The sequence below is a fragment of the Sphingomonas benefaciens genome, from assembly GCF_052907485.1.
In genome coordinates this window covers 114,061-126,676 of record NZ_JBREIC010000004.1, presented here as the reverse complement: position 1 = coordinate 126,676, position 12,616 = coordinate 114,061, and the positions used below count along the sequence as shown (strand labels likewise).

The window sequence follows — 12,616 nt, the reverse complement described above, 5'->3', positions numbered from 1 at the left end:
ACGTCGTGCCCCATCCGGTCTACGACGTCTGGGCCAAGAGCTGTGCGATGAGCTGGCCGGCGACCGGCCCGGACACGGTGTCGCTCAACGCCGTCGCCGCCGGCAATCGATCGAGCGCCCCGAAATCGGCCGCGGCCGATGCCAACGACGATGCCGCCGATGGCGAGGCGGACGGCGGCGCGGCGGCAACCCCGTCGAGCGCCCCGCTCAGCAATGCGCAATAGGCGTCACGGCTGATCTCCACCGCGCCCAGCGATTCGAGGTGCGGGGTCTGGAACTGGCAGTCGAGCAGTTCGAAGCCGCCGACGCGTAGCCGGGCGACCAGCCAGGCGAGCGCGACCTTCGACGCATCGGTCCGCCGGCTGACCATCGATTCGCCGAAAAAGGCACGGCCGAGCGCCAGGCCGTAGAGGCCGCCGACCAGTTCGTCGCCGTCCCAGCATTCGATCGAATGCGCGAAGCCGAGCCGGTGCAGGGTGACGAACACCTGTTCGATGCCACCGTTGATCCAGGTTTCCGGCCGGTCCGCGACACTCTCCGCGCACAGGCGCAGGATCGATTCGAACGCGGTGTCGGCGGTGACGCGGAAGCGGTCGCGGGCGATCGTCTTGCGCAGCGAGCGCGACAGGCGAAAACCGTCGAGCGGCAGGATCGCGCGGGTGCGCGGCTCCACCCAATAGACGCTGTCGGCATCACGCCGATCCGCCATGGGAAACACCCCCATCGCATAGGCGCCGAGCACCGTTCTTGGGTCGAGCAGCTGCATGGCCACCCGCAAGGTGGCGGCTGGGCGCGGCGATGGCAAGGCGTTGCGTCGGTCGGGCGGATGGGCCGCATTAGCGGCCGTTAGGTGTTCAGTCCCGCCCTTGGCTAGCGGGATGATGTAGTCGGGTACTGTGGATGGCGTGATGACGCCGCGCTCAAAGCTGATGCGGCAGAGAGGCTCGGAGGCCGTGCGCGTTGCGCCTGCCCGGCGCGCGCTCTTATCCGCTTGGTCAAAGCTTCATCGCCCGTTGCTCAGATGCTGCTTTGCCTGCCGCATTTGAATCCCAGTTTTGATTCACCCGCTTATTCTGAAAGCGGGTGAATCACTTCGAGTTTGACCTCCGTTAACCTTTGCAGGGAATCCGGGAGGCCGCTCTGTTGCAATTTTGATTGAACGGGTCCGTATCAGAGTGACCAGGTATCCACTGCCCGCCGCCACCGTATGCCTTCTGCTGCAGGTATTCACGATATCTCTGGTCAATGCAGACTTGCTCTGTCGCATAACCGAGATGATTATCAGGATCAGCCTGACAGTCCGTTATAGCCTGTCCTCTGAGATAGATGTCCTCCCCCTGCGCGGCCACGGGGGCAGAGGGGATGGCGACGCTGCCGACTACTAAGCCGAAAATCCCGATTTGCTTCCACATGAGACTCTCCTCCTGGTTCCGCAGTGTGCGGAAAGGTGAGAATTGCTGGTGTATCTTGATCTGGCAACCGCCTGCGTGCTCATAGAGCGCAAGATCGGCTGGATCGGCTGGATCGGCTGTATGGCAGCGGCACCGGTGTGACGCTGCAGGCGGTGATGGAGCTGAGCTTGCCGGTCATGCCGAACAGGCGCAGGCGATGCTGCATCGCGCATGGCCCGTCCGCTCCGGCCGTGGTCATCTCGAGGTCGGGGATGAAAAGGAGTCATGGCGTGCGATCTGCATCGCAATCGTCAATTCTCCCTATTGGCACCGTTTCGATCTTGCCCGCTTGCCGCAGTCGGACCTCGTGGCGAGCGTCGCGCGCGGATAAGCCATGCTGCCCGTATCAGGGCGCGGGCTGACTAAGCGGATTGGCGATGCGCGCGCGGTCCTCGGCAATCAGGCTGCGCAGCGTCGGCGACCGCGTCAGCCAGTCGGCCGCGATCGCCCAATTGGCATGGGCCGGCTCGAAGCGCGTCAGCGGCCGGCGCGTCGCGCCGAACTCGCCCGCATTCATGCCGACGACGGTGGTTCCGGCGAGCAGCGGCGCGCCCGACGCACCCTCGCGGGTGGCGCAATCGTGGAACAGCCAGCCGCGACGCCGGTCGAATGCCCGGATCGTGCAGCCCTGTTGGACACTCAGCCGCCGCATGCTGCGGTCGCGCGAGATGCTCGCCATGACCAGCGGGACGCCGGGGATCGCGTCGGCAGAGGGCAGGCCGAGCGGCAGGTCGAGCCACCCGATGTCCCGGCCGTAGCAATGGTCGAGGCGGATCAGCGCGACATCGGGCGCCGCCGGGCCGGCCGGGTCCCAGACGCGCACTTGCCCGCGCGCCATCACCGCGGCGCTGCCCTTGGCATCGATGCCGAAGCGGATGCGGACGGCATAACGCGCCATCGGATCGTAGGAGACGAGGGCGGTGCCGAACAGCACGTGATAGCTGGTCATCGCATAGCAGGGCGACACCAGAAAGGTGGTGCCCATGCCCGGCATGATGCTGCCGAAGCCGTCCTGACCCTGCTTGTTCTGCATGGCGAATTCGGAGGTCAGCTGTCCGACGGGCAGCAGCCTGCGCCACAATGGGTCGCGCGATTCCAGATAGCGGCGTGGGTCCGTGCCGTCGGCCGAGAAGACATTGGCGGGGGCGGGCGGCGATGCGGCGGCGACCGCCAAGGCGGCGATGGCCGCCAACCGCCGCCGCATCACCGACTGCACCGGATCAGCGCGCCGCCGCGACCTTGTCATAGGGCGTGAAGGCGCCGAACTGGCAAACGCCCGACGGCACCGAAGACGTCGCCTGGACGGTGCGGAAACGATCGCCGCTGCACAATTGCGCGCCACGCCGTTCGACCACCAGGCTGCGCATCGGATGCAGGCCGGGGCAGGCGCCCTGCGGATGCGTGATCCACATGCGGTTGGCGGTGCGCGAATAGGCGATGGTCTTGTCGTCGACGATACGCACCTGCGATCGGGCGTCGAGATCGCTGATACATTGCACCGTCTTGCCCGCGGTACGACCGGCAAGCGGATCGTCCTTGGCCGCGGTAAGCGCCAATGCCGGAATGATGAGGAGGAGAAGCCGCTTCGTCATATAATTGACTCCCGATTGTAACACGAGTTCTCGTAATCTTCGGTGCGAGTGCCGTAGCTTAGAAGCGGCACTATCGGGCGGCAATGGCGAAAGTCTATTTGAAGGACCTTCGATCGAATAGTTCGCCAGACGCGCGGATCGATGCCGCTTCGCGAGCCGGGCGCGTCCGGCGCGGCCCCCTTCGCCCGTTCGGCGACGGCAAGGGGGCTCAAGGTTCGGTGGCGGTCGCCGATCAGAACGCGCCCGACAGCGTCAGAAATGCCTGGCGCGGCGGCTGGGCATAGCTGTTCCACGTCTTGCTCGGGGCAGCGACGACGATCTCGTAGATGCCCTTGCGATTGGTCACGTTGGCGATGTTGACCGACAGGCGCAGCGACTTGAATGCGGTGCCGGGAATCGGGCCAAGGCCGTAGGCCGCCTGCAGGCCGAGCAGGAACCGGCCGGGCACCGACTGGTCGTTGGTGAAGGTGGCGAAGCGCCGGCCGACATAATCGCCGATCGCCTGTACCTCGACCGGCCCGGCAGTGGCGGTGACCACCGTCTTGTTCAGCCAGCGCGCGACGTTGGGCACGTCCTTGCCCGCGGTCGGCACGACGGTGCTGCCGCTGGTGTAATCGTCGTCGTAGCGCGAGCGATTGTAGGACAGCGCGTTGTACAGCGACAGGCCGCCGCCGAAGCGCAACGTCGCCGCCGCGTCGATGCCGTCGGTGGTGACGCCGCCGACGTTCTGCAGGATCGGCACGCCGCCGATCACCGACGAGATCACCGACGTCGGGCTGATCGACAGCAACCGGTTGCGGAAGGCGACGTGATAGGCGCTGACCTGCGCCTCGAAGCCGGTGACCGGCCCCAAGGCGAGCTGGTGGCGGGTGCGCAGGCCGGCCTCGTAAGTCCAGGAGCTTTCCGGTTCGACGCTGCTGCGGATCCGGTCGAACGCCTGCTGGCTGCCGACGTTGTAGGGGGACTGGCCGGCCGCGACCGACGCCTGGAACTGGCGCACGTTCTTTTGGACGTGGGCGAACAGTTGATCGTCGGGCGTGATGTCCCACACCGCGCCGATCGCGGGCAGGAACCATTTGCGGGTGTTGAGCCGCCCTTCCGGGAAGCCGGTCGACGAGCCGGGCAGGGCGCCGGGCAACGGCTGGACGGGGATGCGGCCGTCGGCGAATTGCAGGCTGGACTTGAACCCGGCCTCGATCGCCAGATCGGGGGTGACGTGCCAGCGATCCTGCAGGTGGAGCTGGACGATGTCGTAGCTGACGATGCTGGCATATTGCGTCAGCCGGCGCAGCGACGGGTCGGCCCATTGATAGGGCGAGGGCGGGCTGTCGACCGGCGCGGCATACCAGCGGCGGAAGATCGTGTTGCGATTGTGCTCGTACCAGCCGCCGAATTCGATCTCATGCGCGCCGGTACGGACCTGCAGCGTCGAGACGAGGCCGCGCCGGTCGATGCCATATTCGGTGGTGCGCAGCGCATAGCCGGAATTGCCGAACACCTGCTTCAAATTCTGGCCCGGATAATAGATGCGGAACAGGCCGGGCAGGCCGGCGGCGGCGATCGGTCCGGTGATCTGGCCCTGACCCTCGTCATGATGGCCGTAGATCTGGTGCGACAGGCTGACCGCGTCGCTGAAGCAATATTCGTATTTGAGATAGGCGAGATAATCGGTGCGCTGCGCATCGCCGAAGTAATTGGCGTAATTGTTCGGGTTGCTGGCCGGCGGCGCGCCGTTGCCGTCGACGTAGCGCAGCGCCGCCTGCCAGTCCGGAAACAGCAGCGAGCGGTAGTAAGGCTCCGCGCCGCCGGCATTGTGGGCGACCGAATCCTGATTCGGTTCGACCTTGTCGGACAGGGCGAAATAGCCGGTCAGGGTATCGCGCTCGCCCTTGTGGACGAATTTGGCATTGGCCTGCCAGCCGCCCTGGCGCGCGTCGAACTCCCACGCCCGCGCGCGCTGGCGCACGACCGCGACATAGCCGGCATTGCTGCCGCCGAGGCCGTCGACCAGCCCGCTGTCGAGGCGGAGATAGGTGCGGTTCGCGTCATAGCTGCCGATCGTCTGGCCGAAGCGCGCGCCATAGCTGGCGGCAGGATCGCTGGTGTAGGTTTCGAGGCCGCCGCCGAGATTGCTGACCGAGGCGGTGCCGAGATCGGCCGCGCCGGCGGTGAGCCTGACGCTGCCGACATTCTCGCTGATCACGGCGCGCTGGGGAGAAAGGCCGTTGAAATTGCCGTAGCTCTGATCGCCGAGCGGGACGCCGTCGAGGGTGAATCCGAGCTGGTTCTGGTTGAAGCCGTGGACGAGCAGCGAGATATTCTGTTCGTTGTTGCCCCAGGGATCGGCGGTTTCGAACTGGACGCCGGGCAGCGTCTGGATCGCCTTGACCGGATTGACGCCGGGCAGCACCTTCTGGATCTCGCTGCCCTCCAGCGTCACCGCGGAGCGGGTCGCGCGCTTGCCGGTGACGACGATCAGCCCCTCCTCACTGTGAGGGGCGTCGGACTGTGCGGCGGCCGGTGCGCCATCCTGGGCGAGCGCGGGTGTCGCGGCGAGCAGCGACGATGCCAAAGCGAGCGCCGCACGACAGCGTGCGCCGGACGAAGAAACGGCCATGTTATCCCCCAAGGTCCGCGGGATCGCGGTGGTGGGCGATTAGGGGCGGGATATGACCGTTTCGGGATCGCCCTATGTCATGCCGATGACGGTTGCCGGGCGATCCGCCGCTCGATCGCGATCCAGAGATCGCAAAAGGCGCGTGTGGCCGCGGAGCGCGGCGCGTAGGCGCCGACCGGCGCGCGATGCTGCCCCATCGCCTCGACCGCGCTGGCGGCCGGGATCGTCGGCCAGTCCGGCTTCGCCGCCAAGGCGTCGGCATGGAGCCGGCGACGGCGGTCGACCATGGCGTGGACCGGCAGCACCGGCACCTTGCCGCCGAGATGCCGCGTCACTTCGTCCAGGGCACGTTGCGCGAGCGGGGCGGGGACGACGGGCACGACGATAAGGTCGGCGGCGCGGATCACCTGTTCGGTGGTTTCGGTCAGACCGGGTGGGCAGTCGAGCAGGACGTGATCATAGTCGCCGAGGCCGTCGATGAGCCGGCCGAGCCGCTTGCGCTTGCCCAAGGCGTGGAGGGTATGGTCGAGGTCACGCAGCGATGGGTCGGCGGCGATCAGGTCGAGCCGCGGCACGGCGGTCGGGCGCGCCTGCGCCGCGGCGGCGACGTCCTGGGTGAAGATCGCTTGCGCTCGATCCGCTGCCCGTCCGCCCGGCCGGGCGAGGATCCAGCTTGCCGCCGCCTGTGGATCGAGATCCCAGACGAGGGTGCGGCGGCACGACTGGGTCGCGGCGCACCAGCCGAGGTTGACCGTGATGCTGGTCTTTCCGACGCCGCCCTTGGAACTGTAGATCGCGATGGTCGCCATGCGGCGGAACGTATCGTTTTGGACCTATCGCGTCGAGATGCGTCACCCGGTTGTAACAAAAAAGGGCCGGCGGCTCATGCCACCGGCCCCATTTGTGCGGGTCAGACCGACCCTATCAGGACTTGCAGGTCAGCGAGTCCTTGCCCGGCCGGGTCAGGGTGATGTTGCTGGGGTTGCCGGTCAGCTTCCAGCCGCCGGTGGCGGTCAGCGGATCGCCGCCCTTGTCGGCGGTCAGGCGGGTCGGCGAGCCGGCCTTCTCCGTGCGTACCAGCGCCTGCTTGTCGCCTTCGAAGAAGGTGACGTAGACGAGGCTGTTGTCCTTGCAGCGGAAGGTCTTCTCCGCCTTGATGGCGGGCGGCAGTTCGACCGGGGCCCGGTTGGCGAGCTGCGTCGCCATCGGATCGGGATTGGTGTCGACGACCTCGGGCTGGGCCGGCTTGTTGTTGCAGGCGGCCAGCGCGAGCAGCGTGGCGGCGGCGGGGAGGAGGAGGGGGCTCTTCATAGCGCGGCGGTGCTTCGCGTATGCAACATGGAGCGTCAAGGGCGTTGCGTCCCCATTGCGGCGAACCGCCAAGTCCAGCTTGCGCTTTTGCAAGCTGGCCTGCGCCGCGCCGCGATCGCGGGTTGCCGCGCCGCCTGGCCCGCGCCATCTAGCGGCGATGCACACGACCCCCGACACGCTCGCCCTGATCGGCAACACCCCGCTGGTCCGCCTGAAAGGGCCGAGCGAGGCGACCGGCTGCGATATCTTCGGCAAGTGCGAATTCGCCAATCCCGGCGCGAGCGTGAAGGACCGCGCCGCGTTGGGCATCGTCGAGGATGCGGAGGCGCGCGGGGCGTTGCGGCCGGGCGGCACGATCGTCGAGGGCACGGCGGGCAATACCGGCATCGGCCTGGCGCTGGTCGCCAATGCCAAGGGCTACAAGACGATCATCGTCATGCCCGAGACGCAGAGCCGCGAGAAGATGGATACGCTGCGCGCGCTCGGCGCCGAACTCGTGCTGGTGCCCGCTGCGCCCTATTCGTCGCCCTATCATTTCGTCCACACCAGTCGCCGCATCGCGGAGGAGCGCGACAATGCGCTGTGGGCGAACCAGTTCGACAATGTCGCCAACCGTCGCGCCCACATCACCGGCACCGCCGAGGAGATCTGGGCGCAGATGGAGGGGCGGATCGACGGCTTCACCTGCGCGGTCGGCACCGGCGGCACCTTCGCGGGCGTCGGTCTGGGGCTGAAGGCGAAGGACGAGGCGGTGTGTATCGCGCTCAGCGATCCCTATGGCGCGGCGCTCTACGATTATTACGCCTGCGGCGAATTGCGCAGCGAGGGCAGTTCGGTGGCGGAAGGAATCGGCCAGGGGCGGATCACCGCCAATCTGGATGGGGCGCCGGTCGACACGCAGTTTCGCATTTCCGACCAGGAGGGATGGGAATGGGTGCAGCGGCTGCTGGCGGAGGAGGGGCTGTGCCTGGGCCTGTCATCCGGGATCAACGTCGCCGGCGCGGTGCGGCTGGCGCGGCATCTCGGGCCGGGCAAGCGCATCGCGACGATCCTGTGCGATACCGGCTTCCGCTATCTGTCGTCGCTCTACGATCCGGCGTGGCGGGAGGCGAAGGGGCTGGCGTGATTCGGGCCTTCCCGCCATCGTCGCGTCCGTATTCGACAAACGCGTGACAAGCCGTTATATTGATACGGCAAGATGAGATCGTCGCGCGACACATCCCAAACCGTCCAGCGGGTCAAGGTCGGCATGATCGGCCTGGTGGCCGTGGTGCTGCTGATCGCCGTCGCCTCCGCGATCCTGGGCTCGGCCACGCGCGAGCGGCCGATCGCCACCGCGGGATCTGCCCAGGCATCGGTGGTCGCCAACATCGCCATCACCAACATCGATTCCGGGCAGACCGACGGCTCGGGCGAACCGCTCGCCGAACTCGGCGTCGCCCCCTCCACCAGCAACAGCCTCGCCGCCAAGTGATCCGGCGGGGAAAATCGGGGACGGTGCCCGTAAACGGCGCCGGCAGCGGTGATTCCGGTCGCTCGACCGGGTTCCAGCGCCTCACGTTTTGGGGCCATTCCCCGCCGGATTGACCCGCTGGTGGGTGCGAATTCCCCGCCTTTCCCCTAAAATCCCGTTGCGTCCCCGCAGGCCTGTTGGTATCGACAGCGAACAACGGGGCAGGTGTCACCCTTTGCTTTGCGCAAAGATGCTCGGAAGCCGGTGATGGCCGGTTTTCGAAGGTGTGATGCCGTGCGCGCCATGGTGCGAGGCGGGCGTGACGGAAAGGGGCAACTATCAGGGAAGCGGACTTGCTCTTGTCGACGACAAGGGCCGTGTCGCGATCCCGAATGCCCTGCGCTCGACGCTGGCCGAAAATGCGCCGCGCGCCGACGGCAAGGACGGCGGCACGGTGATCGTCGCCGCGCACGAGGACCAGCCCTGCCTGATCGCCTACGACCCGGCCTATGTCGACGAACTGAAGCGCGAGCTGAACGAGCGGGTCGCCTTGTCCCGCGGTGCCGACGGCAAGATCGACCACAATATCAAGCGCGGCGGCGCCAATGGCGAGGCGGTGCCGTTCGACGGTTCCGGCCGGTTCATCATGCCGGGCTTTCCGCGCTTCTACGCCAACATCGGCGCGCACGCCTTCTTCTGGGGGACGTTCGACTATATCGAGATCTGGGACCCGAAGACCTTGCTCTCCACTCCCGGCATCGCGCCGCAGATGGTCGCTGCCTGCCGCTTCTACTGCCAGGACAAGGGGATCGCGCTTGACTGACGCTCCCCATATCCCGGTGCTGCTCGGCGAGGTGATCGCCGCGCTGGCGCCTGCGCCCGGCGAGACGATGGTCGACGCGACCTTCGGCGCCGGCGGCTATACGCGCGCGATCCTGGCGACCGGCGCCCGCGTCATTGCATTCGACCGCGATCCCGATGCGATCGCGGCGGGACGGGCGGCGGCCCTCGACGGCCTTACGCTGGTGCACAGCGACTTTTCGGCGCTGGAGGCGGCGCTCGACGCGCCGGTCGACGGGCTGACGATGGACATCGGCGTGTCGTCGATGCAGCTCGACCAGGCGGGGCGGGGCTTTTCGTTCCAGGCGGACGGGCCGCTCGACATGCGGATGAGCCAGGACGGGCCGAGCGCCGCCGACTTCCTCAACACCGCCGACGAGAGCGAGATCGCCGACGTCCTCTACCATTATGGCGAGGAACCGCGGTCGCGGCGGGTCGCGCGCGCGATCGTCGCGGCGCGACCGCTGACCCGGACGGGCGAGCTGGCGACCGTGGTGCGCAAGGCGCTGGGTCACCGGCCGCATGACAAGAAGGATCCGGCGACGCGGACCTTCCAGGCGATCCGCATCCATGTGAACCGCGAGCTGGACGAGCTGGCCGATGGGCTGGCGGCGGCGGAGCGGGCGCTGAAGCCGGGCGGCCGGCTGGCGATCGTCACCTTCCACAGCCTGGAGGATCGGCTGGTCAAGCGCTTCCTGCGCGAGCGGTCGGGCGCGACGCCGGGCGGTTCGCGCCACCTGCCGCAGGCGGTGGCGGGGCGTGCGCCGACCTTCGAACGGGTCGGCAAGCCGGTGCGCGCCGGTGCGTCGGAACTGGCGCGCAATCCGCGCGCGCGGTCGGCGACGCTGCGCGCCGCGGTGCGGACCGCGGCCCCGGCCTGGCCGGCGCAGGAATCGAGCGTGGGGTTCAACACCAATTTGGGTCCGGGGGCGGACAGCAAGCAGGAGGCACGGGCATGACGGCGGCGTATCGGTTGAAGGGGATCGGGTGGTTCGGCGGCTGTGTCGCCGTCGTCCTCGGTTTCTACCTGGTGTCGCTGCAGGTCGCCGCCGAGCGCAAGAAGCTGGAAGGCATAGACCGCAAGATCGAATCGGCCCAGCGCGAGATCCGCGCGCTGGAGACCGAATTCGACACGCGCGCCAATCTCGCGCAGCTGGAGAAATGGAACGGCGAGACGCTGGCGCTGGCCGCGCCGACCGCGGGCCAGTTCGTCACCGACGAGGCGGCGCTCGCCAGCCTCGACGCCAACCACGGACCCAATGGCAGCGACGGCAAGACCCAGACCGCCGCGCTGGTCGTGCCGTCGCTCGTCACGCCGCATGTCCCGGCCGCCCCCGCCGCGACCCCGGCGCCCGCCGTCGTCCAGGTCGCCGCCGCACTGCCCGAGGCGCGCCGTGCCGTGATCCCGACCCACCGCGCCGCCGCCGACGCGACCGTGATCCATGCGACCGCGATGGAAAAGAGTCCGCGGATGATCGCCAAGCTCGACGATGCCGCGCGCAGCAAGGCGGCGGTCGCCAAAGTACGGCCGCAGGCGGTGGCGCTGCTCGACAAGAAGCTGCTGTCCGACACCACCTTGGGCGAGATCCTGTCGAGCGCGCGGGCGGAGGCTCGCAAACGGTGACCGTCATTGTCGCCCGACCTGCAGCGCAGCGGCGCAGCGCCGGCCAGCGCCAGGCGCTGGTCGCGACCAGCCACACCCGGCTGATGATGCTGCTGCTGCTGTTCGCGGCGGCGGTGGTGGTGGTGATCATGCGCCTGGCGATGCTGGGCGCCTTCTCGGGCGAGGAAGCCGCGGCGCGGACCGCGGCGCTGGCGGCGCGCGGCGACATCGTCGACCGCAACGGCGCGCCGTTGGCACGGACGATCGACGCCTGGACGATCGCGGTGCATCCGCGCAAGGTGCTGGGCGACAAAATGGAGATCGCGGCCCGGCTCGCCGCGCTGATGCCCGACCGCGGCGACCAGGCCTGGTTCTACGCACAGCTGACCAAGCCGGTCAGCTTCACCTATCTGCAGCGCCGCGCCAGCCCGGCGCTGGTCGAGCAGGTCAATGCGATCGGCGAGCCCGCGATCGTCTTTGCGCGCGAGACGCAGCGCCTCTATCCGCAGTCGACGCTGGCGGCGCATGCGCTCGGCTTCCTGTCGACCGACGGCCACGGCATGAGCGGCATGGAGCGCGTGCTCGACGAGCGGCTGCTCGACCCGGCCAAGGCGGGCCAGCCGGTGGCGCTGTCGATCGACACGCGGGTGCAGGCAGCGCTGGAGAGCGAGCTTGGCCGCGCGATGACCACCTTCTCGGCGCATGCCGCCGGCGGCATCGTCCTCGACGTCCATACCGGCGAGGTGATCTCCATGGTGTCGTTGCCGACCTTCAACCCCAACCGGGTCGGCAAGTCGGGCAGCGACGAGCTGCGCAACATCACCACGCAGAGCGTGTTCGAGCTGGGCTCGACGTTCAAGCCGATCACCATGGCGGCGGCGATCGACAGCGGCGTCGTGACGAGCCTCAACCGCCGGTTCGACGCGACCCATCCGCTGCAGGTCGGCCGCTTCACCATCCATGACGAGCGCGGCGATCCGAAGCGCTGGCTCAACATGGCGGAAACGCTGATTTATTCGTCCAACATCGCCACCGCACGCGTTGCCGACGAGGTCGGGCCGGAGCGGATGCAGGCGATGTTCAAGCGACTGGGCTTCGACACCAAGCCGGACATCGAGCTGCGCGAGAAGGGACGGCCGCTGTGGCCGGGCTTCTGGGCGCGGACGACGACGATGACCACGGCCTATGGCCACGGCATCGCGGTGACGCCGCTGCACCTCGCCTCGGCTTATGCCGCGCTGGTCAACGGCGGCATCTGGCGGCCGGCGACGCTGATGAAGACCGCGGTGGGCGACGCGCCGCGCGGGCGCCGGGTGATCAGCGAGGCGACCAGCGCGCGCATGCGCCAGATGCTGCGGCTGATCGTGCTGCGCGGCACGGGCCGCAAGGGCGACGCGCCGGGCTATCGCGTCGGCGGCAAGACCGGCACGGCGGAGGCCGCGGTGGCGGGCGGCTACGACCGATCGCGCAACGTCGCCACCTTCGCGGCGGCCTTCCCGATGGATGCGCCGCGTTATGTCGTGGTGGCGATGCTCGACTCGCCGCAGGGAACGAAGGAGACCGGCGGGTGGAAGACCGCCGCGTGGAACGCCGCGCCCGTCGTCGGCCGCACCATCGCCCGGGTTGGGTCGATGCTGGGCGTGGTGCCCGACGAGCGGCGCGACATCGACGTGTCCGACATCACCCCGACTTTGTGGCAGGATCCCAGCGCGCCACCAGTCGACGGCCGGTGATCCGGGCGATAGGGTC

At 68.2% G+C, this 12,616-nt stretch carries 12 protein-coding genes; 6 read left to right on the top strand and 6 right to left on the bottom strand.

Annotated elements, in window-relative coordinates; translation table 11 throughout:
- Positions 1-19: 19 nt before the first annotated feature.
- The 6 genes from aat to ACU5AX_RS14000 form a co-directional block, all read right to left on the bottom strand.
- Complete coding sequence (aat, locus tag ACU5AX_RS14025; protein ID WP_446691444.1) at positions 20-766, bottom strand: leucyl/phenylalanyl-tRNA--protein transferase; 747 nt, start codon at positions 764-766, stop codon at positions 20-22.
- Between the two features lie 1,031 nt (positions 767-1,797).
- On the bottom strand, positions 1,798-2,655 hold the full coding sequence (locus ACU5AX_RS14020) for a trypsin-like serine peptidase (RefSeq protein ID WP_446691443.1): 858 nt from the start codon (positions 2,653-2,655) through the stop codon (positions 1,798-1,800).
- Between the two features lie 16 nt (positions 2,656-2,671).
- Positions 2,672-3,043 (bottom strand): DUF6491 family protein, encoded by a 372-nt coding sequence (locus ACU5AX_RS14015; protein ID WP_446691442.1) that lies wholly within the window; start codon positions 3,041-3,043, stop codon positions 2,672-2,674.
- 232 nt (positions 3,044-3,275) lie between these two features.
- The gene (locus ACU5AX_RS14010) at positions 3,276-5,660 is read right to left on the bottom strand and encodes a TonB-dependent receptor (protein WP_446691441.1); all 2,385 of its coding nucleotides are present in this window, start codon (positions 5,658-5,660) and stop codon (positions 3,276-3,278) included.
- Between the two features lie 77 nt (positions 5,661-5,737).
- The gene (locus tag ACU5AX_RS14005; protein ID WP_446691440.1) at positions 5,738-6,469 is read right to left on the bottom strand and encodes a ParA family protein; all 732 of its coding nucleotides are present in this window, start codon (positions 6,467-6,469) and stop codon (positions 5,738-5,740) included.
- A 115-nt stretch (positions 6,470-6,584) separates the two neighbouring features.
- The gene (locus ACU5AX_RS14000; protein ID WP_198354763.1) at positions 6,585-6,971 is read right to left on the bottom strand and encodes a hypothetical protein; all 387 of its coding nucleotides are present in this window, start codon (positions 6,969-6,971) and stop codon (positions 6,585-6,587) included.
- A gap of 157 nt (positions 6,972-7,128) precedes the next feature.
- Between ACU5AX_RS14000 and ACU5AX_RS13995 the strand changes: the two genes are divergently transcribed.
- The 6 genes from ACU5AX_RS13995 to ACU5AX_RS13970 all read left to right on the top strand — a co-directional run bounded on the left by ACU5AX_RS13995 (position 7,129) and on the right by ACU5AX_RS13970 (position 12,600).
- On the top strand, positions 7,129-8,097 hold the full coding sequence (locus tag ACU5AX_RS13995) for a cysteine synthase A (protein ID WP_446691439.1): 969 nt from the start codon (positions 7,129-7,131) through the stop codon (positions 8,095-8,097).
- A gap of 72 nt (positions 8,098-8,169) precedes the next feature.
- On the top strand, positions 8,170-8,445 hold the full coding sequence (locus tag ACU5AX_RS13990) for a hypothetical protein (RefSeq protein ID WP_446691438.1): 276 nt from the start codon (positions 8,170-8,172) through the stop codon (positions 8,443-8,445).
- A 298-nt stretch (positions 8,446-8,743) separates the two neighbouring features.
- Entirely contained in the window at positions 8,744-9,247 is a 504-nt protein-coding gene (locus tag ACU5AX_RS13985) for a division/cell wall cluster transcriptional repressor MraZ (protein WP_332838015.1), read from the top strand.
- On the top strand, positions 9,240-10,223 hold the full coding sequence (gene rsmH / locus ACU5AX_RS13980; RefSeq protein ID WP_446691437.1) for a 16S rRNA (cytosine(1402)-N(4))-methyltransferase RsmH: 984 nt from the start codon (positions 9,240-9,242) through the stop codon (positions 10,221-10,223). The genes ACU5AX_RS13985 and rsmH overlap by 8 nt, the downstream gene beginning before the upstream one ends.
- Positions 10,220-10,888, top strand: coding sequence for a hypothetical protein (locus ACU5AX_RS13975; RefSeq protein ID WP_446691436.1), 669 nt, complete (start codon positions 10,220-10,222; stop codon positions 10,886-10,888). The genes rsmH and ACU5AX_RS13975 overlap by 4 nt, the downstream gene beginning before the upstream one ends.
- The gene (locus ACU5AX_RS13970; protein ID WP_446691435.1) at positions 10,885-12,600 is read left to right on the top strand and encodes a peptidoglycan D,D-transpeptidase FtsI family protein; all 1,716 of its coding nucleotides are present in this window, start codon (positions 10,885-10,887) and stop codon (positions 12,598-12,600) included. The genes ACU5AX_RS13975 and ACU5AX_RS13970 overlap by 4 nt, the downstream gene beginning before the upstream one ends.
- Positions 12,601-12,616 lie beyond the last annotated feature (16 nt).